This is a genomic window from Actinomadura luteofluorescens, assembly GCF_013409365.1.
Taxonomy (GTDB): Bacteria; Actinomycetota; Actinomycetes; order Streptosporangiales; family Streptosporangiaceae; genus Spirillospora; species Spirillospora luteofluorescens.
This window is the reverse complement of record NZ_JACCBA010000001.1, coordinates 6,547,908-6,574,279: the sequence shown is the minus strand read 5'-3', so window position 1 is coordinate 6,574,279 and position 26,372 is coordinate 6,547,908. Positions and strand designations below refer to the sequence as shown.

Annotated in this window: 22 protein-coding genes; 13 read left to right on the top strand and 9 right to left on the bottom strand. The window is 71.8% G+C overall.

Annotated features, from left to right (window positions below; translation table 11 throughout):
• Positions 1-94: 94 nt before the first annotated feature.
• Complete coding sequence (locus BJY14_RS30645; protein ID WP_218905654.1) at positions 95-1,663, top strand: cellulose binding domain-containing protein; 1,569 nt, start codon at positions 95-97, stop codon at positions 1,661-1,663.
• A 127-nt stretch (positions 1,664-1,790) separates the two neighbouring features.
• A complete protein-coding gene (locus tag BJY14_RS30640) occupies positions 1,791-2,225 on the top strand; it encodes a Fur family transcriptional regulator (protein WP_179846796.1) in 435 nt (144 codons plus the stop codon).
• 81 nt (positions 2,226-2,306) lie between these two features.
• On the opposite strand, the gene katG is transcribed toward BJY14_RS30640, so the two are convergent.
• Positions 2,307-4,523, bottom strand: coding sequence for a catalase/peroxidase HPI (katG, locus tag BJY14_RS30635; RefSeq protein WP_179846795.1), 2,217 nt, complete (start codon positions 4,521-4,523; stop codon positions 2,307-2,309).
• Between the two features lie 30 nt (positions 4,524-4,553).
• Positions 4,554-4,958, bottom strand: coding sequence for a Fur family transcriptional regulator (locus BJY14_RS30630; RefSeq protein ID WP_218907114.1), 405 nt, complete (start codon positions 4,956-4,958; stop codon positions 4,554-4,556).
• 415 nt (positions 4,959-5,373) lie between these two features.
• Here BJY14_RS30630 and BJY14_RS30625 point away from each other — a divergent pair, with 415 nt between their 5' ends.
• From BJY14_RS30625 to BJY14_RS30605, 5 genes are all read left to right on the top strand, one after another.
• Positions 5,374-6,942, top strand: a complete 1,569-nt coding sequence (locus tag BJY14_RS30625; RefSeq protein ID WP_179846793.1) for a chitinase — start codon at positions 5,374-5,376, stop codon at positions 6,940-6,942.
• A 10-nt stretch (positions 6,943-6,952) separates the two neighbouring features.
• Positions 6,953-8,719, top strand: a complete 1,767-nt coding sequence (locus BJY14_RS30620; protein ID WP_179846792.1) for a chitinase — start codon at positions 6,953-6,955, stop codon at positions 8,717-8,719.
• A 64-nt stretch (positions 8,720-8,783) separates the two neighbouring features.
• Positions 8,784-9,653 (top strand): lytic polysaccharide monooxygenase, encoded by an 870-nt coding sequence (locus BJY14_RS30615; protein ID WP_179846791.1) that lies wholly within the window; start codon positions 8,784-8,786, stop codon positions 9,651-9,653.
• 13 nt (positions 9,654-9,666) lie between these two features.
• Positions 9,667-10,287, top strand: coding sequence for a DUF305 domain-containing protein (locus tag BJY14_RS30610; RefSeq protein ID WP_179846790.1), 621 nt, complete (start codon positions 9,667-9,669; stop codon positions 10,285-10,287).
• Between the two features lie 9 nt (positions 10,288-10,296).
• Complete coding sequence (locus BJY14_RS30605) at positions 10,297-12,858, top strand: glycosyl hydrolase family 18 protein (RefSeq protein ID WP_179846789.1); 2,562 nt, start codon at positions 10,297-10,299, stop codon at positions 12,856-12,858.
• Positions 12,859-13,085: 227 nt separating this feature from the next.
• Here the strand turns inward: BJY14_RS30605 and BJY14_RS30600 are convergent, their stop codons facing one another.
• Positions 13,086-13,748 (bottom strand): nitroreductase family protein, encoded by a 663-nt coding sequence (locus BJY14_RS30600; protein ID WP_179846788.1) that lies wholly within the window; start codon positions 13,746-13,748, stop codon positions 13,086-13,088.
• Positions 13,749-13,799: 51 nt separating this feature from the next.
• Positions 13,800-14,327: a VOC family protein gene (locus BJY14_RS30595; protein WP_218905653.1), complete on the bottom strand. Its 528-nt coding sequence runs from the start codon at positions 14,325-14,327 to the stop codon at positions 13,800-13,802.
• Between the two features lie 131 nt (positions 14,328-14,458).
• Here BJY14_RS30595 and BJY14_RS30590 point away from each other — a divergent pair, with 131 nt between their 5' ends.
• Positions 14,459-15,730 carry an acyltransferase family protein gene (locus tag BJY14_RS30590; protein WP_179846786.1) on the top strand — a complete coding sequence of 424 codons (1,272 nt, stop codon included), beginning with the start codon at positions 14,459-14,461 and terminating at the stop codon, positions 15,728-15,730.
• Positions 15,731-15,802: 72 nt separating this feature from the next.
• Entirely contained in the window at positions 15,803-17,959 is a 2,157-nt protein-coding gene (locus BJY14_RS30585) for a TerD family protein (RefSeq protein ID WP_179846785.1), read from the top strand.
• Between the two features lie 275 nt (positions 17,960-18,234).
• Here BJY14_RS30585 and BJY14_RS30580 read toward each other — a convergent pair whose 3' ends face one another.
• Entirely contained in the window at positions 18,235-19,665 is a 1,431-nt protein-coding gene (locus BJY14_RS30580; protein ID WP_179846784.1) for an MFS transporter, read from the bottom strand.
• Between the two features lie 259 nt (positions 19,666-19,924).
• Here BJY14_RS30580 and BJY14_RS30575 point away from each other — a divergent pair, with 259 nt between their 5' ends.
• Positions 19,925-21,874, top strand: a complete 1,950-nt coding sequence (locus BJY14_RS30575; protein ID WP_179846783.1) for a SpoIIE family protein phosphatase — start codon at positions 19,925-19,927, stop codon at positions 21,872-21,874.
• On the opposite strand, the gene BJY14_RS30570 is transcribed toward BJY14_RS30575, so the two are convergent.
• On the bottom strand, positions 21,871-22,839 hold the full coding sequence (locus tag BJY14_RS30570; RefSeq protein WP_179846782.1) for a suppressor of fused domain protein: 969 nt from the start codon (positions 22,837-22,839) through the stop codon (positions 21,871-21,873). The two genes, BJY14_RS30575 and BJY14_RS30570, sit on opposite strands and share 4 nt — an antisense overlap.
• A 106-nt stretch (positions 22,840-22,945) precedes the next feature.
• A complete protein-coding gene (locus BJY14_RS30565) occupies positions 22,946-23,554 on the bottom strand; it encodes a TetR/AcrR family transcriptional regulator (protein ID WP_179846781.1) in 609 nt (202 codons plus the stop codon).
• Positions 23,555-23,668: 114 nt separating this feature from the next.
• On the opposite strand from BJY14_RS30565, the gene BJY14_RS30560 reads away from it, so the two are divergent.
• Positions 23,669-24,049, top strand: coding sequence for an ester cyclase (locus tag BJY14_RS30560; protein WP_179846780.1), 381 nt, complete (start codon positions 23,669-23,671; stop codon positions 24,047-24,049).
• Between the two features lie 33 nt (positions 24,050-24,082).
• Here BJY14_RS30560 and BJY14_RS30555 read toward each other — a convergent pair whose 3' ends face one another.
• Positions 24,083-24,529 (bottom strand): macro domain-containing protein, encoded by a 447-nt coding sequence (locus BJY14_RS30555; protein WP_179846779.1) that lies wholly within the window; start codon positions 24,527-24,529, stop codon positions 24,083-24,085.
• 156 nt (positions 24,530-24,685) lie between these two features.
• Here BJY14_RS30555 and BJY14_RS30550 point away from each other — a divergent pair, with 156 nt between their 5' ends.
• Positions 24,686-24,859, top strand: a complete 174-nt coding sequence (locus tag BJY14_RS30550) for a hypothetical protein (protein WP_179846778.1) — start codon at positions 24,686-24,688, stop codon at positions 24,857-24,859.
• A 76-nt stretch (positions 24,860-24,935) separates the two neighbouring features.
• Here the strand turns inward: BJY14_RS30550 and BJY14_RS30545 are convergent, their stop codons facing one another.
• On the bottom strand, positions 24,936-25,436 hold the full coding sequence (locus BJY14_RS30545) for a hypothetical protein (RefSeq protein WP_179846777.1): 501 nt from the start codon (positions 25,434-25,436) through the stop codon (positions 24,936-24,938).
• 370 nt (positions 25,437-25,806) lie between these two features.
• On the opposite strand from BJY14_RS30545, the gene BJY14_RS30540 reads away from it, so the two are divergent.
• Positions 25,807-26,322, top strand: a complete 516-nt coding sequence (locus tag BJY14_RS30540; protein ID WP_179846776.1) for a hypothetical protein — start codon at positions 25,807-25,809, stop codon at positions 26,320-26,322.
• The last annotated feature ends 50 nt before the right edge of the window (positions 26,323-26,372 follow it).

The window sequence follows — 26,372 nt, the reverse complement described above, 5'->3', positions numbered from 1 at the left end:
GGTTTTATAGGAAAGTTTCCTATCAGATCATCGCGCGACCGACTCGGGGTTCGGGGGATTCCCGCTCGTCCACGTCTCCTACCCGGGAGTGACATTGCGAAGAAGAAGGCTTCTCCCCGGTTTCCTGCTCACCGCCCTCTGCTCCCTCCTGCTCGCCCTGCTCGTCCCCGTCCAGGCCGGCGCCGCCGCCTCGGTGACGGCGACCTTCGCCAAGGCCTCCGACTGGGGCTCGGGGTACGAGGGCAGGTACACGATCAAGAACGACACCGCCTCGGCCGTCACCGGCTGGAAGGTGGAGTTCGACCTCCCGTCCGGCTCCTCGGTCGGGACCTACTGGGACGCGCTGCTCACCAAGTCCGGGCAGCACGCCGCGTTCGCCAACCGCGAGTACAACGGGAGCGTCGCCGCAGGCGCCAGCGTCACGTTCGGCTTCATCGTCAACGGGACCGGGGCGCCGCAGAACTGCACGGTCAACGGCGCCTCCTGCACGGGCGGCGACACGCCCCCGCCCGGCACGCCCTCCGCCCCCGGGGCGCCGACCGTGACCGCCAAGACCGACACGTCGCTGACGCTGTCGTGGCCGGCCTCGACCGGAACCGTCACCGGCTACCGCGTCTACGAGGGCACGACGGTCAAGGCCACCGCGACCGGGACCGGCGCCACCGTCAGCGGGCTGACCGCCTGCTCCGACCACACCTTCACGGTGAAGGCGTACAACACCGCCGGCGAGTCGGCGGCGAGCGGCCCGGTCACGGCCACCACGACCGGCTGCACGGAGCCGCCGCCCGCGAGCCGCCGCGCCGCGCCCTACCTGTACATGGGCTGGGGCGACCCGCCGAGCCCGTCCACCGTCATGAGCGCGTCCGGGATCAAGTGGTTCACGATGGCGTTCATCCTGTCCAGCGGCGGCTGCAACCCCGGGTGGGACGGGCAGCGCCCGCTCAAGGGCGGCGTGGACGAGCAGGCGATCTCGCAGATCCGCGCGGCCGGCGGTGACGTGCTGCCGTCCGTCGGCGGCTGGTCGGGCAACAAGCTCGGCCCGAACTGCTCCACGCCCGAGGCGCTGGCCGGCGCGTACCAGAAGGTCATCGACGCCTACGGGCTCAAGGCCATCGACATCGACATCGAGAACAGCGACGAGTTCGAGAACGCGGCCGTCCAGGACCGCGTCCTCGGCGCCCTGAAGATCCTGAAGCAGAACAACACGGGCCTGCAGACGATCCTGACGTTCGGCACGACGACCACCGGGCCGAACTACTGGGGCAAGCGGCTCATCGACCAGGCCGCGGCGCTGCAGGCGAACGTGGACGTGTTCACGATCATGCCGTTCGACTTCGGCGGCGGCGCGGACATGTACGGCAGCACCGTCAACGCGTCCGAGGGCCTCAAGACCGCGCTGAAGTCGGCGTTCGGGTGGTCGGACGCCACCGCCTACACGCACATGGGGATCTCCGGCATGAACGGCCTGTCCGACCAGCAGGAGCTCACCTCGACCGCGACCTGGACGAAGATCCGCGACTGGGCGAAGTCCAAGGGCCTGGCCAGGCTGGCGTTCTGGTCGGTCAACCGGGACCGGCCCTGCCCGGGCGGCGGGGTCGCCGAGAACTGCAGCGGCACCGACCAGCAGCCCTGGGAGTTCACCAAGATCACGGCAGGTTTCTGACCGGCCCGGCCGCGGCCCGCGTCCCGGCTCGGGGGGCGCGGGCCGCGCCCGCATCCGGCCCGCCCGGCTAGACTTGCCTCATTTGTTGTCTTAAACAATTCGCGTTTGCAAGGGAAGGTTCGGCGCCATGACCGCGTCCCAGACCCCGTCCACCGCCGAGGAGCTGCGCGGGGCAGGCCTGCGGGTGACGGCCGCCCGCGTGGCCCTGCTGGACACCGTCCGGGCCGGCGACCACCTCGGCGTCGAGGCGCTGGCCGCGGGCGTGCGCGACCGCGTGGGCCACATCTCCCTGCAGGCGGTGTACGAGGCGCTCCACGCGCTCACCGCGGCGGGGCTCGTCCGCCGGATCGAACCGGCCGGGAGCCCGGCCCGGTTCGAGGGGCGCGTCGGCGACAACCACCACCACCTGGTGTGCCGGAACTGCGGCGCGATCAAGGACGTCGACTGCGCCGTGGGGCACCCGCCCTGCCTGGACCCGGTCGACGACGCCGGGTACCTCGTCGACGAGGCCGACGTCACGTTCTGGGGCCTGTGCCCGGCGTGCCGGACGGACGCCGGCTGACCCCCGGCCCCGGCGCTCCCCCGTGACGGCGTCCGGGCCGGTCGCCGAAGCGGCCGGCCCGGACGTCCCGGACGTTCTCGATCAGGTGAGGTCGTACCGGTCGAGGTTCATCACCTTGTCCCACGCGGCGACGAAGTCGTGGACGAACTTCTCGCCCGCGTCGTCGCTCGCGTAGACCTCGGTGACGGCGCGCAGCTCGGAGTTCGCGCCGAACACGAGGTCGGCCCGGCTCCCGGTCCACTTGAGCGCCCCCGAGGCGTCGCGCCCCTCGAAGGCCTCCGAGGTCATCGGGTCCTCGCCCGTCCCCTTCCACACCGTGCCCATGTCGAGCAGGTTCACGAAGAAGTCGGTGGTGAGCGCCCCGGGCCGGTCGGTGAGGACGCCGAGGGACGACCCGTCGTAGTTCGCCCCGATGACGCGCAGGCCGCCGACGAGGACCGTCATCTCCGGCGCGGTCAGCGTGAGCAGGTTCGCCCTGTCCACCAGGAGGAACTCGCCCGGCAGGACGTTGCCCTTCTGGAGGAAGTTGCGGAACCCGTCGTGCGTCGGCTCCATCACCTCGAAGGACTCGACGTCGGTCTCCTCCTGGGAGGCGTCGGTCCGCCCCGGCGTGAAGGGCACCTCGACGTCGTACCCGGCGGCCTTGGCGGCCTGCTCGACCCCGGCGCAGCCGCCGAGCACGATCAGGTCCGCGATGGAGATGCGCTTGCCGCCGGTCTGCTCGCCGTTGAACGCCTCCCGCACCTGCTCCAGGGTGCGCAGCACGCCGCGCAGCGCGTCGGGGTTGTTGACCTCCCAGCTGCGCTGCGGCTCCAGCCGGATGCGGGCGCCGTTGGCGCCGCCGCGCTTGTCGGTGCCGCGGAACGAGGCGGCCGACGCCCACGCGGTGGTGACGAGCTGGGCGACCGACAGGCCGGAGTCCAGCAGGCGGCGCTTGAGCTCCGCGACGTCCTGCGCGCCGACGAGCTCGTGGTCCACCGCCGGGACCGGGTCCTGCCACACCAGCGACTCGGACGGGATCTCGGGGCCGAGGTAGCGCGAGACCGGGCCCATGTCGCGGTGGGTCAGCTTGAACCAGGCGCGGGCGAACGCGTCGGCGAACTCCTCCGGGTTCTCCATGAAGCGCCGCGAGATCGGCTCGTAGATCGGGTCGAAGCGCAGCGACAGGTCGGTCGTCAGCATCATCGGCTGCCGGTTGAGCGTGCCGTCCTCGGGGTCCGGAACGGTGTTGGCCCCCGCGCCGTCCTTCGGCCGCCACTGGTTCGCCCCGGCGGGGCTCTCGGTCAGTTCCCACTCGTACCCGAAGAGCACCTCGAAGAAGGTGTTGTCCCAGGTGGTCGGGGTGGGCGTCCAGGTGACCTCGAGGCCGCTGGTGTAGGAGTCACGGCCCTTGCCGCTGCCGTGCGTGCCCTTCCAGCCGAGGCCCATGTCCTCCAGCGGGGCGGCCTCGGGCTCGGCGCCGATGCTGTCGGCCGGCGCCGCGCCGTGCGTCTTGCCGAAGGTGTGGCCGCCGGCGATCAGCGCGACGGTCTCCTCGTCGTTCATCGCCATGCGGCCGAACGTCTCGCGGATGTCGCGCGCCGCGGCGACCGGGTCCGGCTTGCCGTTCGGGCCCTCCGGGTTGACGTAGATGAGGCCCATCTGCACCGCGGCCAGGGGCTTCTCCAGCTCGCGCTCGCCGCTGTAGCGCTCGTCGTCCAGCCAGGCGGTCTCGGGCCCCCAGAAGACGTCCTCCTCGGCCTCCCAGGCGTCCCGGCGGCCCCCGGCGAAGCCGAAGGTCTTCAGGCCCATCGTCTCCAGGGCGACGTTGCCGGCCAGGATCATCAGGTCGGCCCAGGAGATCTTGCGGCCGTACTTCTTCTTGACCGGCCAGAGCACGCGGCGGGCCTTGTCGAGGCTCGCGTTGTCCGGCCAGCTGTTGAGGGGCGCGAAGCGCTGCTGGCCGGCGCCGGCGCCGCCGCGGCCGTCGCTGACGCGGTAGGTGCCCGCGCTGTGCCACGCCATACGGATGATCAGTGGCCCGTAGTTGCCGAAGTCGGCGGGCCACCAGTCCTGCGAGTCCGTGAGGACGTGCGCGATGTCCTGCTTCACCGCGGTGAGGTCGAGGCTCTCGAACGCCTCGGCGTAGTTGAAGTCCTCGCCCAGCGGGTTGGCCATGGGCGGGTTCTTGGCGAGCAGCTTCAGGTTGAGCCGTTCCGGCCACCAGCCGCGGTTGCCGCCACCCTGGGTCGGGTGGGGAGCGCGGTCGTGCGCGACCGGGCAGCCGCCGCCGGCGGCGGTTTCGTTGTTCTCAGACATGTGATTCCTTCCAGGGCGACCGTGGGTGAATCAGGAACTGTGGGCGGTTGAGCAGGCGGGGCAGAGGCCCCAGTAGACGACCTCTGCCTCGTCGATCAGGTAGCCGCGGTCGTCGGAGGCCGTCAGGCAGGGCGCCTCGCCCTCGGCGCAGTCGACGTCGGCGATGGCCCCGCACGAGCGGCAGACGACGTGGTGGTGGTTGTCCCCGGTCCGCGACTCGTAGCGGGCCACGGAGCCGGACGGCTGGATGCGCCGCAGCAGGCCCGCCGCCGTCAGCGCGCGCAGCGAGTCGTAGACCGCCTGGTGGGACACCTTCGGAAGATCCCCGCGCACGGCGCCGATGACCGACTCGGTGTCGGCGTGCGGGTGCGCGTGGACGGCGCTCAGCACCGCCAGCCGCGGGCGGGTCACGCGCAGGGCGGCCGCACGCAGCATCGCGTGGAAGTCCAAGGAGCTGGCCACGTCCCCAGACTGTCCCATTTTCTGGAATCAGTCAAGATATTGAATAGACCATGTTCAGGAAGATCGATTCTTTACTCGCACGGGACCGGGGGGTGGGGACCCTCGCGAGCCTAGATCGCGCGGTGCGTCCGGTCATCTGGCGATGTTCGCCGTCGATCGCCGCCCCTTCCGGCGAGAGTTGCCGATCTCGAAGATCGCCGCAGCTGGTTCGGCTCGCGAGCTGGGGTGATGGCCGGACGACGGAACGGCGCCCGGACAGGGGTCTTGCCGACGTCCCGGGCGCTGGCTACCTTGACCCTAAATAGATAGGAAACCTTCCTGTCTAATACGTGAACGATCTCGGGGTTCGGGGGAATCCGCCAGCCTTCCCAAGCGATGGAGTGAGCCCTTGCGCCCCCGCTCTGCCCTCGGCGTCCTCGCCGCACTGCTCCTCGTCCTCGCCCTCGCGCCCGGCGCGCACGCCGCCGGAACCGCGGCCGCGACCTTCACCAAGCCCTCCGACTGGGGCTCGGGATGGGAGGGACGTTTCACGCTCACCAACGGCACCGACACCGCGATCAACGGGTGGCGGGTCGAGTTCGACCTGCCGTCCGGGACGTCCGTCGGGTCCTACTGGGACGCGCTGCTGACGAAGAACGGCCAGCGCAGCACGTTCCAGAACCGCGAGTACAACGCCGTCGTCCCGCCCGGAGGGACCGTCACGTTCGGGTTCCTCGGGAACGGTCCCGGAAGCCCGCAGAACTGCACGTTCAACGGCAGGCCCTGCGAGGGCGGGCCGACCGATCCCCCGGGCGGGCTCGGCGCACCCGGCACGCCCACCGTCACCGGACGGACCGACACCTCGCTGACGCTGGCCTGGCAGGCGGGCAGCGGGACGCCCGCCGGGTACCGCGTCTACGAGGGCTCGGACCTGAAGGCGACGGTCACCGGAACCTCCGCCACGGTCGCCGGGCTCGCGAAATGCTCGACGCACAGCTACACGGTCAAGGCCTACGACGACAAGGGCGAGTCGCCCGCGAGCACGGCGGTCACCGGGACGACCAGCGGGTGCGCGACCGGGCCGCTGCCCAAGCACTTCCTGACCGGCTACTGGCACGACTTCGTCAACCCGGCGCAGGAGCTCAAGCTCTCCCAGGTCCCGGACCAGTACGACCTGGTCGCCGTGGCCTTCGGCGAGGCGACCGGCCGTTCCGGCGAGGTCTCGTTCCGCGTCGACCCCGAGCTGTCCACGGCCCTCGGCGGCTACACCGACGCGCAGTTCAAGGCCGACATCGCCGGACTGCACGCCAAGGGCAAGAAGGTCATCCTGTCGGTCGGCGGCGAGAAGGGCGCCATCCGGGTCGCGGACGGCGCCTCCGCGCAACTGTTCGCCGACTCGGTGTCGGGGCTGATGGCCCGGTACGGGTTCGACGGCGTCGACATCGACCTGGAGAACGGCCTCAACCCGACCTACATGGAGCAGGCGCTGCGGGCGCTGCGCGCCAAGGCCGGCGCCGACCTGATCATCACGATGGCGCCGCAGACGCTCGACATGCAGTCGACCGGCGGGTCGTACTTCCAGCTCGCGCTGAAGATCAAGGACATCCTCACCGTCGTCCACATGCAGTACTACAACTCGGGCGCGATGCTCGGCTGCGACCAGAAGGTGTACGGGCAGGGCACGGTCGACTTCATGACCGCGCTGGCCTGCATCCAGCTGGAGAACGGGCTGCGCCCCGACCAGGTGTCGCTCGGGCTCCCGGCCGGGCCGGGCGCGGCGGGCGGCGGCGTCGTGGCGCCCTCGGTCGTGAACAACGCGCTGGACTGCCTCGCCAAGGGGACCGGCTGCGGCACGTTCAAGCCGTCGCGCACCTACCCCGACATCCGCGGCGCGATGACGTGGTCCGTCAACTGGGACGTCACCAACGGCGGCGGCTTCGCCGGGACCGTCGGCCCGCACCTGGACACCCTGCCGTAGGGAGCCGGCCATGAAGAAGAAGATCGTGGTGGTGGCGGCCCTGCTCGCCGGGCTGCTGGTCGGGGTCACGGCCCCGGCCCACGCGGACAACATCCTGGCCAACGCCGGGTTCGAGAGCGGCTCGCTCAGCCCCTGGACGTGCGACGGCGGGTCGGTCGTGACCAGCCCGGCGCGGACGGGCGGCCACGCGCTCGCGGGCGGGGTGTCGGCCGCGAGCACCGGCCAGTGCGCGCAGACCGTGAGCGTGAAGGCGAACACCGCGTACACGCTGTCGGCCTGGGTGCGCGGCAGCTACGTCTACCTCGGCGTGACGGGCGGGACGTCCACGTGGACGCCGTCCGCCGCCGACTTCACCAAGCTGTCGGTGGCGTTCACGACCGGGGCCGGCCAGACGTCCGTGCAGATCTTCCTGCACGGCTGGTACGGCAACGGCGCCTACTACGCCGACGACGTCGCCCTCGACGGTCCCGGCGGCGAACCGCAGCCGGGGGTGCCGGGCATGCCCGGGGCACCGAAGGCCGGCGCCGTCACCGACGGCTCGATCGCCCTGCAATGGGGGGCGTCGTCCGGGACGGTCACCGGGTACCGCGTCTACGAGGGCGCCACGGCCAGGGCGACGGTCACCGGGACGGGCACCACCGTGTCGGGTCTGGCGGCGTGCAGCTCGCACACGTTCACGGTCGCCGCCTACAACGACATCGGCGAGTCGGCGAAGTCCGGGCCGGTCAGCGCGCGGACCAGCGGCTGCACCGACACCGGGCTCCCCCGGCACGCGCTCGTCGGCTACCTGCACGCGAGCTTCGCCAACGGCTCCGGCTACGTGCGGATGGCGGACGTCCCGGACGCGTGGGACATCATCGACCTCGCGTTCGGCGAGCCGACGTCCGTCACCTCCGGCGACATCCGGTTCACTCGCTGCCCCGCGAGCGAGTGCGCGAACGTGGAGAGCGACGAGGAGTTCGTCGCCGCGATCCGCGCGAAGCAGGCGCAGGGCAAGAAGGTGCTGATCTCGATCGGCGGCCAGAACGGCCAGGTGCAGCTCACGACGGCGGCCGCGCGGGACGCGTTCGTCCGGTCGGTCTCGGCCATCATCGACCGGTACGGGCTGGACGGCCTGGACGTCGACTTCGAGGGCCACTCGCTCTACCTGAACGCGGGCGACACCGACTTCCGCAACCCGACCACGCCGGTCATCGTCAACCTGATCTCGGCGCTCCGGTCGCTGAAGGCGAAGTACGGGGCGAAGTTCGTCCTGACCATGGCGCCCGAGACGTTCTTCGTGCAGGTCGGGCACCAGTTCTACGGCGGCGCGGGCGGCGGCGACAACCGGACGGGCGCGTACCTGCCGGTGATCGACGCGATGCGGGACGACCTCACCGTCCTGCACGTCCAGGACTACAACTCCGGTCCGGTGATGGGCCTGGACGGCCAGTACCACACCATGGGCGGCGCCGACTTCCACATCGCGATGACCGACATGGTGAAGGCCGGGTTCCCGGTCGCGAACACCGGCCGCACGTTCCCGGGGCTGCGCCCCGACCAGATCGGGATCGGCCTGCCCGCCGCGGTCAGCGCCGGCAACGGGCACACGCCGCCCGCCCAGGTGCAGCAGGCCGTGAACTGCCTGGTCAAGGGGCAGGGCTGCGGCTCCTACACGCTGCGCGGCGGGACGTCCCCCGACCTGCGCGGGCTGATGACGTGGTCGATCAACTGGGACCGCTACTACGGCTGGGAGTTCATGAACAGCCACGAGCCCTTCCTGAACGGCCTCCCCTGACGCGCCGTCCCTGACCCGCCCCCCGCCTCCTTCACCGGAACCCACCCCCACCGGAAGGAAACCCATGCGATCGACCCGCAGGAAGGCCGCCGTCACGGCGGCCGCCGTGCCGGCCGCGTCCGCGCTGGTCGTGCTCGGCACGGCGACCGCCGCGAGCGCGCACGGCACGATGTCCGATCCGCCCAGCCGCGTGTACGTGTGCAACCAGGAGGGCCCGGAGAGCCCGGATTCGGACGCCTGCAAGGCGGCCGTCGCGGCCAGCGGCGCGCAGGCCTTCTACGACTGGAACGAGGTGTCGCTGCTGGACGCGGGCGGGCGGCACCGGGAGATCATCCCGGACGGGCGGCTGTGCAGCGCCGGGCGGGCCAAGTACCGGGGCCTGGACCTCCAGCGCGCTGACTGGCCCGCCAGGCCGATGAGGGCGGGGCAGCAGACGATCACCTACCGCGCGTCCGCGCCGCACGGGGACAGCAACTTCGAGTTCTACCTCACCCGCGACGGCTGGGACCCGACGCAGCCGCTGCGCTGGGGCGACCTCGTCCCGCTGGCGAGCTTCACGCACCAGAACCCGTCCGAGTACACCAACTGGACGCTGAACATCCCGCCGCGGACGGGCCGCCACATCCTGTACTCGATCTGGCAGCGGGTGCTGGGCAGCCAGGAGGCGTTCTACACCTGCTCCGACGTCGACTTCGGCGGGACGAACACCCCGACGCCGACCCCCACGCCGACTCCCACGCCGACCGAGACGCCGACACCGACCCCGACGCCCACACCGACCGAGACACCGGGCGGCACGTGGAAGGCAGGGACGTCCTATGCCGCGGGCGACCGGGTGACCTACGGCGGCGCGACCTACGCGTGCCGCCAGGCGCACACGGCGATCGCCGGCTGGGAGCCCCCCACCACGGCCGCGCTCTGGCAGCCGGCCTGACGAGCCCGCCACCATGAGGCGCGGTCTGACGACGTCCGGCTCGCTGGCGCTGATCGCCGCGTGCGTCGCCCTGCTCGCGGTCCAGTGCGGGGCCGGCGGCGGTCCGCCGTCGCCGGTCCCCGTGCAGGCGCGCGGCGGGGCCGGGTTCAACTCCACCGACGTGATGTTCCTGCAGATGATGGTCCCGCATCAGGGCCAGGGCGTGAAGCTCGCGCGGATGGCCCGCGGGCGCCCCGTCCGGCCCGAGGTCGCGACGCTGGCCGCGGCGATCGAGACGACGCAGCTCGCCGAGATCAGGGACATGGCGGGACGGCTGCGGACCTGGCACCGGCCGCCGACGGCGGACCCGCACTCCCACGACCACGACTCGCACGGCGGGATGCCCGCGACCACCGACGCCGAACTGAAATCCCTGGCGAGGACGCCGCCGGACCGGTTCGAGCGCGCGTTCCTCGACCTGCTGATCGCCCACCAGGACGACGCCGTCCAGCTGGCGCGGCTGGAGACCGGCAGGGGCGAGGACGCGTGGACGAGGCGGCTCGCGGGGCGCGTCGACAGATCGCGCTCGGCCCAGATCGACCGGATGCTGACGCTCCTCGGCTCCCCGGCCCCGAAGAACCACCCCCAGAAGTAGGTGTTCGGCATGCGCAGATTAATCGGAATCCTTCTGACCTTCGTGGTCGTGGCGGCGCTGGCCGTCGCGCCCGCGCGGGCGGCCGACCGGCTGACGGCGGTCTTCAGCCTGTCCGGCACGACCGGCAAGTACGTGGTCAGCAACCCCGGGACGGCCGACGTCAGCGGCTGGAAGCTCGTCTTCCAGCTGCCCGCCGGGGTGACGGCGGGCAACCCGCAGAACGCCGCACTGTCGCAGAACGGCACGAAGGTGACGCTGACCCCGGCGTTCTACATCAACACCGTCAAGGGCGGCGGGAGCACCGAGCCCTACAGCCCGACGTTCACGCTCAGCTCCGCCGCCCAGCCGACGAGCTGCACGCTCAACGGCGCGAACTGCGACGGGACGGGTGAACCGCCGCCCGCGCCCGCGGGCGTCACCGCGGAGTACACGGTCAGCGGCACCCAGGCCAAGTTCGTCGTCGCGAACCACACCGCCGCGTCGATCAGCAACTGGTCCGTCGTGTTCGACCTGCCGGCCGGCGTGACCGCGAGCGGCGCCGACAACGGGACGGTCAGCCAGAGCGGCACCACGGTCACCCTCACCCCCGTCTACTACAACTCCACGATCGGGGCCGGGCGGACCACCGAGCCCTACAGCCCGACGTTCACCGTCAGCAGGTCCGGCGCCGAACCGACGAGCTGCCGCGTCAACGACGTCAACTGCGACGGCGCGGCCGACGCGCCGCCGGGCGCGCCCGCCGGCCTGAAGTCCACGGTCAGGACGACCAAGACCGTCTCGCTGGCCTGGGACGCGGCGAAGGCGGGCAGCCTGCCGGTCACCGCGTACGAGGTCTACAACGGGTCGGCGCTCGCGGCGACCGTCCCGGAGACGAACGCCACCGTCACCGGGCTCACCCCGAACACCGAGTACACGTTCACGGTGAAGGCCCGCGACCGCAAGGGCAACCTGTCCCCCGCCAGCGCGCCCGTCACCGTCAAGACCAACGACCCGGCCGCCGACACGCAGGCGCCGTCGGTGCCGGCCGGGCTGCAGAGCACCGGCAAGGACTCCGCCAGCGTGAAGCTCGCGTGGACGGCCTCGACCGACAACACCGGCGTCGCGAACTACGACGTGCTGGTGGACGGGAAGGTCGCCACGACCGTGGCCGGGACGAGCGCCACGGTCGCGGGCCTGTCGCCGTCCACCGAGTACGCGTTCGCCGTCCGGGCACGCGACCTGTACGACAACGTGTCGGCGGCGAGCGCGGCGGTGAAGGTGAAGACCGACGACGTGGTCGGCGACGGCTACGCGCGCGTCGGCTACTTCGTCCAGTGGGGCATCTACGGCCGCCAGTACTTCGTGAAGAACCTGGACACCACCGGCAACGCCGCCCGCCTCACCCACATCAACTACGCGTTCGCCAACGTCGACCCGGTCAACCTGACCTGCCTGCAGGGGGTCACGAAGGGCACCACGGCCGACCCGCAGGACCCGAGCCAGGGCGACGGGGCGGGCGACGCCGAGGCCGACTACGGGCGCCCGTTCAGCGCGGCCCAGTCGGTGGACGGCGTGGCCGACACGGGCTGGGAGAAGCTGCGCGGCAACTACAACCAGCTGAAGAAGCTCAAGGCCAAGTACCCGAAGCTGAAGGTGCTGATCTCGATCGGCGGCTGGACGTACTCCAAGTACTTCTCCGACGTCGCCAGGACCGACGCGTCCCGCAGGAAGTTCGCCGCGTCCTGCATCGACACCTACATCAAGGGCAACCTGCCCGACTACAACGGCGCGGGCGGCCCGGGCACGGCCGCGGGCATCTTCGACGGCATCGACCTCGACTGGGAGTGGCCGGGCGCCGAGGGCCACGCCGGCAACCACGTCAGCCCGGACGACAAGCACAACAACACGCTGCTCATCGCCGAGTTCCGCCGCCAGCTCGACGAGCTGACCAGGTCGACCGGCAAGCGGTACCTGCTGTCGGCGTTCACCCCGGCCGACCCGGCGAAGATCGACGCCGGCTGGGAGCTGGCCGAGGTCGCCAAGTCCATGGACATCTTCAACGTCCAGGGCTACGACTTCCACGGCGCGGGCAGCGACAACTCCTGGGAGCCCAACCGGACGGGCCACCAGGGCAACCTCTACGCCGACACCGACGACCCGTACCCGTTCCACTTCAGCGTCGAGAACGCGGTCAAGCCGTACCTGGACGCCGGGGTCAACCCACGCAAGCTGACGCTCGGCCTCGCCTACTACGGCCGCGGCTGGCAGAACGTGACCGACGGCGGCAAGAGCGGCGAGTGGCAGGCCGCGAAGGGCGCGGCGCCCGGCCAGTTCCAGGAGGAGGCCGGGACGCGCGGCTACAGCAACCTGATCGCCAGCGTTCCCAACTGCAGGGTCGTGCACGACGAGCAGGCGGTGGCGACGTCCTGCTACACCGGCGACAACGGCCAGTGGTGGACGTTCGACGACGCCTGGTCCATCCAGAAGAAGACCGCCTGGCTGCGGAGCAAGAACCTGCTCGGCGCCATGATCTGGGAGATGTCCGGCGACCCGGGCGTCCTGACCAAGGCCCTCGACGACGGCCTGAAATGACCGGGCCTGAAATGACGGCCTGAGCCCGTCCCGCCCCCGATCCCAGGGCCGGCGTCGCTGCCCCGCTCGCGGCGCCGGCCCTGTTCCACGCCCGCAGACCGCCCCGAGGGTCTCCGGTCCAGGGGCCGGCGGTCCCGCGTGCGTCTGGCGCGTAGACGGGGATCACGCGGGGCCGCCGGGGCTCACCCCGAACCCTAACCCCTTATTGGCGCTGCGACAATAAGGCGTCACCAGCGGTCGAGGTGGAGGATCTCCTCCAGCGGGACCCGCGAGGCCGGCCGGAACGTCTCGCCGGTGTAGTAGGCGGTCGGGATGAGCGCTCCCTGGCGGACGTCCTCGGGCAGGCCGAGCAGCTCGGCGACCTCCCGCTCGTAGGCCAGGTGCAGGGACGTCCAGGCGGTGCCGAGCCCGCGGGCGCGCGCCGCGAGGGCGTAGTTCCAGGCGGCGGGAAGCAGCGAGCCCCACAGCCCCGCCTGGTTGCCCTCCGGCAGCCGCCCGCCTGGCACCCGCAGGCACGGGATCACCAGGACCGGCACGTCCCCCATGCGGTCGGCCAGGTGGGCGGCGCTCTCCCCGACGCGGCGCTGCACCTCGGCCCGCTCGCCCTCGTACTGCGCGCCGCCGGCCCCGCCCGCCTGCGCGTACGCGGCGAACGCGCGCCGGTAGCGCTCGCCGATCTCCGCGCGGGTGCCGGGGTCGGTGACGACGATCCACTGCCAGCCCTGCCGGTTGCTGCCGCTCGGCGCCTGCAGCGCGATCTCCAGACACTCGCGGACCAGCTCCATGGGGACGGGCCGGTCGAGGTCGAGGCGCTTGCGCACGGTGCGCGTCGTGGTCAGCAGCTCGTCCGGGCTCAGCGGCAGCGTCGTCCTGCCCTCGTCAGTCGTCATGCCCCCATCGTCCCCAGGCGCCCCTGGGGTTACCCGGCGCGGGGGCCGCGGTCAGCCGGCGTCGATGACCGGGTTGAGGAAGACGTCCTTCGCCTCCTGCGGGGTGAGGCCGGTGCGGCCGGTGAGGTCGTTGCGCGCGTCGGTGAAGCGGAACCGGTAGCCGCCGGGCGGCAGGTGGCCGATCTCCCACCAGTTGCCGTCGAGGTCCTTGAGGTAGAACGAGTAGACGCCGTGCTGGCGGACGGGCTTGTTGAGCTCCCTGACCCCGTACTCCTCGGACACCTCCGCTATCTCGCGGTACGCCTCGTCCACCTCCTCGTCGCTGCCCACGTCGATCCCGTTGTGGTAGAGCAGCGGCATGTCGGGGCGGTCGGACCTGGACTCCACGCACACGTAGGTGTGGTCGCCGCCGAGCCGTGCGTAGAGGACCGCCGTCATCGGCTGGACGACCTCCAGGCCGAGTACCTCCTCATAGAAGCGCCGCGTCGCCGCCACATCGGTGATCTTGAGCGTGCCATGCGAGAGGAAACGCGACCTGATCGCGGGTTCCCTGGTCGAGCGATGCGTTATCCCCGGCATTTCCCCTCCGATCCGCCGCTTTACGAGCGGCGAGCGAGAAACCGTTCTCATCCATTTCACGGCAGAAATGCGAATCAGGGAAGACCTGCGGCCGATGGTGGAGATGATGCGAGAGCTACTAGTCTGTCGGAATGCTTCCCGCTTTGGGTGTTTCCTCCGCATCGTCCAGGCTTGGGTGGCTCGATGCGCTGCGGGGGGCCGCCGCCCTGGCGGTCGCGCTGCACCACGCGAGCTACGTGTACCTGCCCGACCTCCGGGTGCGGCTCGCCGACTGGTTCGACCCCGGCCTGTTCGGAGTGCTGGTGTTCTTCCTGGTCAGCGGCTACATCGTGCCCGCCTCGCTGGAACGGCGCGGCAGCGTGCGCGGGTTCTGGGTCGGTCGGTTCTTCCGCATCTACCCGCTGCTCGCCGTGACCTGCCTCCTCGCCGTCCTGCCGTTCCTGCTCGGCGTCCTCGGGCTCCGCGCCGGGCTGGAGCAGTACTCCCCCGCGACCGCCGTCCTGGCGCACATGACCATGCTGCAGGACGTCCTGAACGTCCCGAACGCGATGAACGTGCTGTGGACGCTGTCCTACGAGATGGCCTTCTACCTGCTGGTCGTCGCGCTGTTCGTCGTCGGCGGGCACCGCCGCTCGGCGCCGGCCGCCGCCGTCCTCACGGTCGTCGCGCTGGTGGCGGTCGCGCTGACGGCCTGCGGGCTGCTGACGGGCGCGTACGCCCCCGCCGCCCTGCTGTCGCGAACCGCGGGGACGGGTCCGGTGGTCGCGGTGACGGTGGCCGCCCTGGCGGTGGCGATCCCGGCGGCGTCGTCCGGGCGACCCGCGCCGCGCGTCGCGGGCGGGCTGCTCGGCGGGCTGCTCGCACTCGCGCTCGTCGCGGTCAACGGCCGCGTCGGCGCGTGGGAGGGCCTGCTCATGCTGGCGGCCATGTTCATGGGCACCGCCGTGCACCGCGCCGAGCACGGCCAGATCTCGCGGCGCACGGCCGGGGCGACGGGCGCGGTGGTACTGACGGGCGCGCTCGCCGCCGGGACGTGGAACGCGGCCCCCTACGGCCGCAACGCCCAGCTCGTGTGGTGCGGCGCGGTCCTGGCGGCGGCCGCGACGTTCGCGGCGGGCTGGCGGCTCCGGCACCGGCGCTTCCCCGCCTGGGCGACCGGCCTCGGCACCATCAGCTTCTCGGTGTACCTGCTGCATCCGCTGCTGCTGATGGTGGCGGCGCAGTTCTTCGACGTCTCCGGACGCGAGGACGCGGTCGGCCTCGCCTTCTTCCTCCTCGTCCTGATCGCGGCGAGCTGGGCCTCGCAGCGCTGGATCGAGGCCCCCGCCCAACGGCTCGGAAGGCGCCTGGCCCGCCCGTCCGCGCCGGACACGCGGCCGGCGCAGCACGCCCTCGCCTCCTGACTCGGCGCGGCCGTTCCACCGGTCGCGCTTAATCGAGTGCAGTGATTTATGGCGCTCTGTCACCATGGCGCGGTGAGCATCTGGCTTGAGGCACTGGTCGTCCGGCACACGCATTGCATTCCCGCGCCGTCCGGTCCGTCCGGAGAAGGGGCGTCGGTCGCGCGGCAGTTCGACGCCGCGCTGATGTCGGCCGGCTTCAAGCTGTCCGGCGACGTCCTGCGCGCCCTGTCGGGGCTGGCGGACCAGACCGTCCGGAGCGTCGCGGTGCGCACGCTCGCGACCGTCCGCGAGTTGGCGGGCGACCACGTCCAGCACAACACCTACTTCCGCGACTTCCCGCGCAACGTGCCCGACACCCTGGACTTCTGGCTCGGGCTCCTCCACGAGACGCTGCAGGACGCGAAGCTCGCTCCGGCGGCCCGCGAGTCGCGGCGCGGCGGCGTCCTCGACCTGCTCGCGCTCAAGGGCTACGGCCGCTACCAGCACACCTACGAGGAGATGCTGGCGGCGCAGGACGAGCTGGTCGCCGCCGCGGGCGACCGGGTGACCGTCCTGCACCTCGGGCGGGCCCTCGCCGAGGAGGCCGCGGAGCTGTACCTGCGGCTCGCGGAGAGCACCACGCCGCTGGGCGAGGAGGACCTGGAGACGCTCGGGAAGCTGGCCGCGCACCACACCGGCGGCCCGCACCCGGAGCGGATCCCCGTCCGGGAGAACCGCGCCGTCATCAACCGGGTCCGCTTGACGCTGGGCGCCGGCCTCCTCGTCGACACGGTCACCGACGTGCTGCGCCTGGCGTGCGCGCTGTCGGACGGCGACGTGACCCTCCAGGAGCCCACCCGATTCGTGTCGATGCCGCGTCCCGTGCGCCGGGCGCTGCTCGCCGCGCTCGACGGCGTCGTGCGCGACGACCCCGGCAAGCTCGGAGACGTCGCCGCCCGGCGCGAGCCGTGGAAGCGGCTCGGCGAGCGGCTCCACCCGCACGAGCACCCGAAGTGGCCCGGGGCCGCGGACGTGTTCGCGGTCGCGCGCGGCGAGAAGAGGGCGCCGTCGTTCGCGGCGCGCTTCGAGGCGCGGCTGGCGTCCGAGGACGTCGAGGGCGCCGCGCACGTCGCGGCGGGCGCGCCCGGCATGCTGTTCCGGTCCCTGGACCGGCTGCTGCGCCTCGCGCCGGACTCCCAGGACGCGGTGCTGGACACGGCCGAGTCCGTGATCGGCCGCGTCTCGGGCCGGGTGCTGCTGTCGGTGCGGGAGCACCTGCTCAACCGAGCCGCCGAGCCCGGGCGGACGCGGCTGTTCGCCAACCGGCTCGGCCGCGGCGTCACCCTGCCCGACACCCGCCCGCCCCTGGACCCCGGCGCGGCGGAGCGGCTCACGGCGATGCTGGACGGCGAGATCCGGGACCGCCTCCCGTCCGTCGGCCGCCTGGTCGTCGACCCCGACGTGCTCGACGTCGCGCTGCCGCTCAGCGGGAAGTCGGCCGGGAAGGGGCTCGGCGTCTTGCCGCGCGGCTCGGTGGCCCCCGTGGACGACGAGCTGCTGCGCTTCTTCGTCTACTGGCGGCAGCGCGAGCGCAGGACGGACTTCGACCTTTCCGTGCTCATGCTCGGCGAGGACTACGGCGACCCCGAATGGATTTCCTACACCAATCTCAAGACCGTGGCGGGAGAGCATTCCGGCGACATCACCAACGCCCCCGAAGGCGCGTCGGAGTTCATCAACCTGAACCTCGCCAAGGTCGAGGCCTGGTTCATCGTCCCGCAGGTGGACGTCTATTCCGGGGAGAATTTCGAACAGGTCGAGGAGTCGTTCTTCGGGTTCATGCTGCGCGACGGGGAGCAGAAGGGGCGCCCGTTCGAGGCGCGGACCGTCCGGATGAAGTCGGAGCTGCGCGGGCCGGGCCGGGTCGCGCTGCCGCTGGTGTTCCTGCGCGGCGACGACGGCCGGTGGCGCGCCAAGTGGCTGCACCTGCACCTGAAGGGCGCGCCGGAGTTCAACCGGGTGGAGGACAACCGCGTGACGACGGCGGAACTGCTGCGCGGCATCGTGGAGCGCCGCCACCTGACCGTCCGCCACCTGGTGGACCTGCTCGGCGCCGGCGAGACGACCCTCTGGGACGGCACGCCGCCCGGCGAGCCGGTCACGTTCATCGGCCTGGAACGCCCGGACGGCCTGCACGAGGACTCCACGGTCTACACGCCGGAAAACCTGAGTGACCTGATCCCGGCCTGACTGATAAAGTCGACATGCGAGGCCATGAAGGGGCTTCCTTCTCATCCCTGATAGGCAACCAGCCCTTTCGCTTTCCTCGCTTCTGACAGAAACGGGCGCGCCTTCCGGTGCGCCCGTTTCTGTTATCGGGCAACTGGCCCGGCCCCTTGCAGGCGGCCATGGTGGATCCGTGAGCGGGCATCAGGCTGCGACGTCCCGTGGCTCGGGGCGCTCGGCAAGGCCCTGCTCTGGCCCGCCGTCGTCGTGTGGGCGGTCGTCGCGGCCGGGGCCGTGCGTCACGCGGTCGCCGCCTCCTCCTCCGACTGAGACACCCGGTGGGGCCCCGGCAGGAACGGGACGATGGCCGTGCCGGCGGCGGTGATGACGGCCGCGACGAGGAAGGCGGTCGAGTAGCCGTCCACCAGGTCCGGCCCGGCGTGCGCGGCGGCGGTGCCGAGGACGGTGAGGCCGATCGCGCCGCCGATCGTGCGGGAGGTGTTGACGACGCCCGCGACCGCGCCCGCCTCGGAGGGGTCCGCGCCGCTCGTCGACGCCTCCACCAGCGGGGTCATCAGGAGGCCGAAGCCGAGGGCCATGGCCGCGCCCGGCCCGAGGATGGCGGTGAGGAACGTCCCGTCGGCCTCCAGCACGAGGCTCTGCCACGCGAAGCCCGCGGCTGCCACGATCCCGCCGATGCCGGCGAGGCGCCGGGCGCCCATCCGCGCCATCAGGGGCGGCGCGAGCCGCGAGCCGATGATGATCCCCGCCGTGTGCGGCAGGAACGACAGGCCGGTCCGGACGGCGCTGTAGTGCAGGACGTTCTGCATGTAGAGCGACAGGAAGTACCAGAGCGCGAAGCCCGCCATCGTCCCGACGAGCGTCGCGAGGTTGCCGACCGCGACGCTGCGCAGCCGGAACAGGCGCAACTGGACGAGCGGCTCGGAGGTGCGCGCCTCGACCGCGACGAACACGGCGAGCAGAACGATGCCGGCGGCGAGCGGGATCGCACCCCGCAGGCCGTGGTCCCCCGTCTCGCCGATGCCGAACGCGAGCAGGCCCACGCCCGCGGTCACGAGGACGGCGCCGGGCAGGTCGAGGCGGCGCCGCCCGGCCGCGTCGCCCTCGCCGCGCAGCCAGCGGGCGGCGATCACCGCGACGACCGCGCCGACCGGAACGTTGATCAGCAGCACCCAGCGCCAGCTCAGGTAGTCGGTCAGCAGCCCGCCGACGAGGCCGCCGGTCGCGCCGCCCGCGGTGCCGACCGCCGTCCACATGGCGATCGCCCGCGTCCGGGCCGGGCCCTCGGGGAAGGTGCCGGTGATGAGCGACAGCGTGACGGGCGCGAGGATCGCCGCGCCGAGGCCCTGGAACGCGCGCGCCCCGACCAGCATCGCGCCGTCCTGCCCGAACCCGCCGGCGAGGCTGGCGACGGTGAACAGGCCGAGACCGGTGATGAAGACGCGCTTGCGGCCGAAGAGGTCGGCGGCGCGCCCGCCGAGGAGGAGGAACCCGGCGAAGGCCAGCGAGTAGGCGTTGACGACCCACTGCAGCCCGGTCGCGCCGAGGCCGAGGCCCTCGCGGATGTGCGGCAGGGCGACGTTGACGACGGAGATGTCGAGGACGACGAGGAACTGGCCGATCGACGCGGCGAGCAGCGCGGCCCAGCCCGGGGTGCCCGCCCCGGCGGCCGGCCGCGCCGCCGCCTCGGCGGTGAGGTCTGCGGTCATGCGTCCATGCTGGCCGCCGGGGGCGGGCGCCCGCGTCGGTCTGCGGTCCCGACCGCTGAGGTCCGATCGGCCTAGGACCAGGTGAGGTGGGGCGGCGCGTCCGGCGGGGGGCCAGGCCTGGCGCCGGGCACCCCAGGTATGAATGAATCTCCTCGACGCAAGCGGGTACCGGATGCTTGCGCAACGAGTGCGTCACAAGGTGTTAACCCGGATGAGTCGGAAACAAAGGGACGCACGGAGGTGACCATCCGGAGGGTTGATGCAAGAGTCCGCACGCGACGAGGACATGGACAGGCTCACCGGCGACGCCCGGACCGTCCGGCAGGTGTTCGAGGCGATCCCGGCCGCGGTCGCCGGGGTCGAGAGCCCCGGCGAGTACCGGCTGGTCGCGGTGAACGCCGCCTACCGCGCGCTGGTGGAGCGGGACGAGGTACTCGGCCGCTCCGCCGCCGAACTGTTCTCCGAGTTCGTCGCCCAGCAGTTGTCCGACCTGCTCGACCGCCCGTTCCGCACCGGTGAGACGGTCACGGCGCGCGAATGGCGGATCCAGCTCCCCCGCGCGACCGGCCCCGACGAGGACGTGTACCTCGACTGCACGGTCGTCCCGCAGAAGTCCGCGACCGGCGAGGTGGTCCGGCTCGTGGCGTTCGCGCAGGACGTCACCGAGCGGGTGCGGGAGCGGCAGGCGGCGCGCCGTGCCGCCGAGGAGGGCGCGGGCGAGCCCGGCGACGCCGTCGGGGCGCTGCAGCGGCAGCTGCTGCCCGCGGGCCTGCCGATCCTGCCGGGCCTGCAGATCGGCGGCAGCTACCTGCCCGGCGGCGCCTCCGCCGCGGGCGGCGACTGGTTCGACGCCGTCCCCCTCCCCGACGGCCGGACGGCCCTCGTGGTCGGGGACGTGGCGGGGCACGGCGTCGAGGCGTCGGCGGCGATGGGACGGATCCGCGCCGTCCTGGAGGACCGGCTCGACCACACCGGCGACATCGCCGAGGCGCTCGCCGCCGCCGACCGGCTCGCCGAACGCCTCCCGGCCGCGCGGGCGGCGACCGTGTGCGTCGCCGCCGTCGACCCGGGCGACGGGCGGGTGACGTACTGCACGGCCGGGCATCCGCCGCCGCTGCTGATCCCGTCCGAAGGCCCCGCCCGCTACCTGCGCTCGTCCGGCGGCGGGCCGCTCGGCACCGGGACCGGCTTCCCGCTCGCGCACGACCGGCTCGCCGTCGGCGACCAGCTCCTCCTCTACAGCGACGGCATCGTGCGGCGGCCCGGCCAGGAGGTCGCGGCCGGAACCGTCGAGCTGGCGGAGGTCGCCGCTGACGTCGCCGCCGGGCGGGCGCTGCGCGAGGACTGGCTCACCGCCGTCGACCGCCTCACCACGCAGACGCTGGAACTGCTGATCAGGACGTCGGGGCACGACGACGACATCGCGCTGCTGGCCGCGCAGCGGACCGCCCCGCCCGCGCCGCTGCCGCTGGACCTGCCGGCCGAGTCGGAGGCGATCCCCGCCGCCCGCAAGGCCCTCGACGAGTGGCTGTACGACCTCGGGGCCCGCGCCGAGGACGTCATCCTCCTGCGCCACGCGATCGGCGAGCTCGTCACCAACGCGGTCGAGCACGCCTACGACGGCACGCCCGGCGCCGTCCGGATCCGGGCCGAGTGCACAGCGCGCGGCGTCGTCGAGATCGAGGTCGCCGACGACGGCCACTGGCGCGAGCCCTGGCAGCCCACCGAGGACCGCGGCCGCGGCCTCGCCATGGCGAGCGACTTCGCCGACGAGCTGCACGTCGAGACCGGCCCGCGCGGGACGACGGCCACCGTCCGGCACCGGCTGACCCGCCCCGCGCGGCTCCTCACCCCCGGCGAGGTCGCGCCGGCACCGGCGCCGTCCGACCTGCCGAACCTGCTGCTGATCCTGGACCAGCCCTCGGAGGGGCACCCGCGGATCCGCCTCGACGGCCCGATCGACGCCGCCACCGCCGAGCAGCTGCGCGAGGAGCTCGTGGTCCGCACCCGCGGCGGCACCACGCCCCTCACCGTCGACCTGACCGGCGTCACCCACCTGTCCAGCGCCGGCGTCGCCGTCCTCTACGAGGCCGAGAACCGCACCGACTCCCCGGGCCGCCCGTTCCTCCTCTACTCCCCGCCGGGCAGCCCGGCGCAGCACGTCATGGCGATGGTCGCCCTCCCCCACACGACCGCCGACCCCGGCTAGGCGACCACGTTCACCGTCAGTGGCCCGACGAGGTAGGACCCGGGCTGCGGCCGGACGGTGTCGGCGACGGCGCGGCACACCCCGTCCGGCATCGTGATCTCCAGGGCGTCGCCGTTGCGGGCGTGGCGGAAGTCCCGCCCCGGGAGCAGCACGACGGGCTCCCCGGGCCCGCGCAGGATCAGCGGGTTCCCGTGCGGCACCCGGGCCGGCAGCACCTTGGTGAACTGCGACACGTGCTGGACGCCGATCTCCAGCGTGACACCGTCCGAGGTGTCGGCGGCCAGCCGCTGGAAGAACAGGAACCCCGTCCCCGCCCCCTCCCGCGCCGAGCCCTCGCGGACCGCCCACGCGACGTCGGGCAGGTCCGCCAGCGACATCCGGCCGAGATCGGTGACCAGCATCGGCAGGTGCGGCGCCATCGCCTCGACGAGCCCGTCCACATGCCACGACTGCGCCGCGTGCAGCTCGTCGGTGGTGAGGCCGACGAACTGCAGGAACGTGACGTCCCCCAGGTCCGTCCGCGCCCGCCCGAGCTCGGGGTCCAGCACCAGCCCCCCGGCGCGGACGTCGGAGTCCGGCCGCTCGGGGTCGATCGGGTCGGGGAACTCGATGTAGTGCCCCACCTGGAAGTCGTTGCCGCTCTTCACCACGTACAACGCCAGATGCTCCAGGTGCGCCAGCGCCCAGTTCGGCGCCTCCGTCTCCTCCGGCCGCCGCGGCACCCGCAGCGTGAACTCGTACCCGCGCTCCTCGAACGGCGCGGTCAGCGCGTACCCCACGAGATGCCAGTGCGGCACGGGCTCGTCCCGCGGGTAGATCGCGATCGTGTTGGTGACGAACCGCCCCACCGGCATCGGCCCCGCCGGCCGGTACGGCACAGGCGCGTCCCACTCCAACCGCGCCGCGTCCCCGTAGTGCTCCTTGAGCACCCCGTCGATCGCGTTCCATCCGTCCAGATTGAGCATCCCGCTCCTCCCGTCGACCCACCGTCCCCCGTACCGACGCACCCAACACGATCAAGGTTCACCCCCACGGCGGGCGCGGTCCTCCCGGTCTGACGCGGCCTGCCGCTCAGCGGGGGCGGAGGCCGTCCAGGATCAGTTGGGCGATGCGAGCCGATCGGCCCTGGTCGGTTTCCGCACCGGCGTGGCGGATGGCGGCGAAGGCGCCGGCGACCAAGGCCATCACCTCGTCGGCTGTGACGTCGTCGCGAACCGTTCCGGCCGCGTGCGCGCGGTCGAGCAGGTCCGCGACGTGGCGGGTGAGGTCTGCCGCGACGTCGGGGGCGGCGGTGCGCAGGTCGAACTCGGCGGCCGCGAGCGCGCTCTTCACGGCCTCGTTCTCGGCCCCCGCGGCGACCATCCGGGCCAGCAGCGTGAACACGGCCTCGGGGTCGCCGGTGGCGGCGAGCGTCTCCGCCTCGGCTATCAACCCTTCCAGCATGTCGATCGCGACGGCGAGGTACAGCTCTTCCTTGGCCGGGAAGTGACGGTGGACGGTACCGGGGCCGACACCGGCGCGGCGGGCGATCTCGTCGAGCGAGACGCCCAGCCCCTCCGTCGCGAACAGCCGCTGAGCGGTCCGCAGCACCCGCTCGCGATTGCGGCGCGCATCGGCCCGCAACCCCCGGTCGCGCCGGGTGGCCGTCGCCGGGTCGGGATCAGGTGGCTGGCTGGACATATCCGTATCAGCATAACCGGGGCGCCGCACCGGATACTCTGGAAACTAACCGGGGCGGCGCACCGCTTAGGCTCGCGCCGCTCGCCATGCACCGGCCACGAGGAGAACGCCCCGATGACCACTCGCGAGGACGCAAGCACCCTGGTACGGCGGATGCAGGAGTGCTTCAACACCAGGCAGTTCGACGCGGCCGCCGCCCTGCACACGCCTGACTTCTTCAGCCATCCCCTCGGCGCCGGCTTCGAGGCGGGCCAGGCCGCTTGGCGCATGCTCGTCTCCCGGTTCCCGGAAGTGCGGGTCGTCGCCCAGGACGTCCTGGTCGACGGCGACAGGGCCGCCGTCCGCTCGACCGTCGAGGGACTCGCCCTTCCGGACGGCGGCGCGCAGCCCGAACTGTTCGAGATCTTCCGCTTCGAGGACGGCCGGTTCGCGGAGATGTGGGGCGCCAGCACCGGCTTCCCGACCTCGACCAGCCCCGAGGACCTGCTCACCTAATGCGCCGGCCCCCGGACGTTAACCGAGGGGACCTCATAGCGGCTCGGGCGGGTAGAGGCGGATCTCCGCGTCCAGTTCGCCGAGTTTCTCGTTGATCAATGACCGGACGGTCGGCCACGGCAGGCCGCCGTGGCCGCAGCCGAGCGGCGGAACGGCGATCGTGACCAGCCCCAGTTCACCCGAAAGGCGGACGAGGTCATCAAGGCCCGCCTCGATGTCCTCAAGCCGGGAGGTGCTCCGCCAATGCCGCTTGGTGGGGAAGTTGAGGATCCAGCGGCCGGCCTCGACCGGCACCGGGAACACCTCTCCGGGCCGGACCCGCTTCTCCGCGCAGGCCTTGGCATAGGCCTCGAAGTTCTCCGGGTGAGCCCGCCTGAACTGGAGCGCGAGCCCCTTGCCCATGACCCCGACCGTGTTGACCGGGTTGACGAGCGCCTGCGCGTCGTCCTGGAGAAGGTCCCCCGCCCTCTCGACGATCATCAGCTCCCCCGTCGCCGCCTCTGCTCCACCAAGGGCGAGCGTAACGACGGGCACCGACAATGGCCGATATCGGATCGGCGACTCTCCGCCGGACGGCGGGACGACGCGGTTAACAGGCGGGAGGGCGGCGAAAGGGATCGCGTCTACCTGCGGCGGATGCCGATCGGGCTGGTCACCCGGGCGGAGTACGTCCTGCGGACCCGGCAGGTCTACGTCGACGTGATGCTGCGGCCCCGACCGGTGACCGAGGCCGTCACCGACACCGGCATCGGTGGCGCCTCCCGTGCTGCTCTATCTGCGCGACCACGGCACCGCGATCGCGGCCGGTGAGCCCGAAGGGCTCGCCCAGATCGCCGTGACCGCACCCTGGCTGGACGGCGCCGTCTCGGCCGAGTGGCTGGAAAGGTCAACTCGACTTCGACAACAGCATTTGCGCCCGAGTCGCGATGTCATCGTCTTCCAGGCGCACATGACGAGCGGCAAGATCGGATGTGATCCGGCGTAGCACTTTCAGCCACTCGGCTACGAAGGAATCGATCCTCACGGTCAACTGACTTCGGTCATTGAGGAGAGATTCGTAGCTTCCATGAACGCTTTCCCAGCGCGAGACGATTCTGAGCGAATCACCGTCGCGGGCGACGTTCCATTCGGCGGAGAATGTATCGGAGGCCCAGTAGACCTCAGTTTGGGGAACTTCGGGGTCCTGGACCTCTTCAAGCAGCGGGACCAGGTCATCAAGCAGGACGGGAATGTCGTAGCGGTATTCGAGTCGCACGGGGACCCGGTTCCAGAACAAGATGGCAGCTTCGGTATCCATGGGATACATCTGCGCGGTCGCGTGCGCCATGTCCGCGGCCGACGCGACCTCCAGGGTCTCAGGATTCGCTGTTTGCAGCCAAAAAATCACGCACGTCCCTCTCGAGTCAGCGGGTAAGCGTGGACCTTGCCATTGAGGCGCACCTTGACGAATAGACTGTCCGTATCCTTGTCTCGCCAGCTGGCAGATATTCTATACAGTCATACCTTCGGGGAGTCTGAAGAATCCTTTCTTTTTCGGCCCTAGTTAGCAGATCAGCTTCGGGCTTGCACTTCAGACCGTCTCTTTCAAAACCTTTGCCGACTTCCTCTAACTGTTTTCTCTTGCTGAGACCGTCGAGACTCTGCTTGATCTGATCGAAGGATCGCCGTTGCTCCTGGCCGCTACGGCCAGGGCGGGTCATGAAGGGCGACGGCGGCGAAACGGACGGTGTCGGAAGCGTGCGGCAGGCTTGTGCGGCATGGATCTCGATGAAGCGTTGCGCTGCCTGGCGGAGGCGGACGGGAACCGGCGGCGACCCGAGTTGTGCGCCGGCCCTTATCTTGCGGTCGCATACGGCGAAGGACTCGAACTGGACGTTTCGCGCCTGCGCGCCCAGGGCGCTGAGGAGTTCGCGGCCCGGGCCGGCGCCGCGTCGGTTTACGACGCGCTGGACCTGCTGGCCGTCGATGTGGTGGCGGCTACCGGCGACACCGTGGAGGAATTGCTCGAACGGCTGGAGGAGGACGGCCCGATGGACGACGGGGCGCCGCTTACCGGCATAGTCTCGCACCGGCGTCGCTTCCTCGCGCTACTCCTGCTCGGCTTCGGCGGGCCGATGGAGATGATCACGGCACGGTTCGAGCAGGATCCCTACCTCGGTGACGCCTTGACCGACCTGCCGGGGGCCCGCTTCGTCCTGCTGGCGAGCGCGGACCCGCCGAACCAGGACTTCGCCTTCGGCGTGCTCGATCTGGGAGGCGGCGGGGGCCACTGATGGCGCCGCTCCGACGCGGCGCGGGGCAGGGGCTGCAGTCGCCCTGTCAA

Bases quoted from the DNA above. Each gene is read 5' to 3' on its own strand.
- BJY14_RS30640 (WP_179846796.1), top strand. From the start codon at position 1,791: ATGACCGCGTCCCAGACCCCGTCCACCGCCGAGGAGCTGCGCGGGGCA.
- katG (WP_179846795.1), bottom strand. From the start codon at position 4,523: ATGTCTGAGAACAACGAAACCGCCGCCGGCGGCGGCTGCCCGGTCGCG.
- BJY14_RS30630 (WP_218907114.1), bottom strand. From the start codon at position 4,958: ATGCTGCGTGCGGCCGCCCTGCGCGTGACCCGCCCGCGGCTGGCGGTG.
- BJY14_RS30620 (WP_179846792.1), top strand. From the start codon at position 6,953: ATGAAGAAGAAGATCGTGGTGGTGGCGGCCCTGCTCGCCGGGCTGCTG.
- BJY14_RS30615 (WP_179846791.1), top strand. From the start codon at position 8,784: ATGCGATCGACCCGCAGGAAGGCCGCCGTCACGGCGGCCGCCGTGCCG.
- BJY14_RS30610 (WP_179846790.1), top strand. From the start codon at position 9,667: ATGAGGCGCGGTCTGACGACGTCCGGCTCGCTGGCGCTGATCGCCGCG.
- BJY14_RS30605 (WP_179846789.1), top strand. From the start codon at position 10,297: ATGCGCAGATTAATCGGAATCCTTCTGACCTTCGTGGTCGTGGCGGCG.
- BJY14_RS30600 (WP_179846788.1), bottom strand. From the start codon at position 13,748: ATGACGACTGACGAGGGCAGGACGACGCTGCCGCTGAGCCCGGACGAG.
- BJY14_RS30595 (WP_218905653.1), bottom strand. From the start codon at position 14,327: ATGCCGGGGATAACGCATCGCTCGACCAGGGAACCCGCGATCAGGTCG.
- BJY14_RS30590 (WP_179846786.1), top strand. From the start codon at position 14,459: ATGCTTCCCGCTTTGGGTGTTTCCTCCGCATCGTCCAGGCTTGGGTGG.
- BJY14_RS30580 (WP_179846784.1), bottom strand. From the start codon at position 19,665: ATGACCGCAGACCTCACCGCCGAGGCGGCGGCGCGGCCGGCCGCCGGG.
- BJY14_RS30575 (WP_179846783.1), top strand. From the start codon at position 19,925: ATGCAAGAGTCCGCACGCGACGAGGACATGGACAGGCTCACCGGCGAC.
- BJY14_RS30570 (WP_179846782.1), bottom strand. From the start codon at position 22,839: ATGCTCAATCTGGACGGATGGAACGCGATCGACGGGGTGCTCAAGGAG.
- BJY14_RS30565 (WP_179846781.1), bottom strand. From the start codon at position 23,554: ATGTCCAGCCAGCCACCTGATCCCGACCCGGCGACGGCCACCCGGCGC.
- BJY14_RS30560 (WP_179846780.1), top strand. From the start codon at position 23,669: ATGACCACTCGCGAGGACGCAAGCACCCTGGTACGGCGGATGCAGGAG.
- BJY14_RS30555 (WP_179846779.1), bottom strand. From the start codon at position 24,529: ATGATCGTCGAGAGGGCGGGGGACCTTCTCCAGGACGACGCGCAGGCG.
- BJY14_RS30550 (WP_179846778.1), top strand. From the start codon at position 24,686: ATGCCGATCGGGCTGGTCACCCGGGCGGAGTACGTCCTGCGGACCCGG.
- BJY14_RS30540 (WP_179846776.1), top strand. From the start codon at position 25,807: ATGGATCTCGATGAAGCGTTGCGCTGCCTGGCGGAGGCGGACGGGAAC.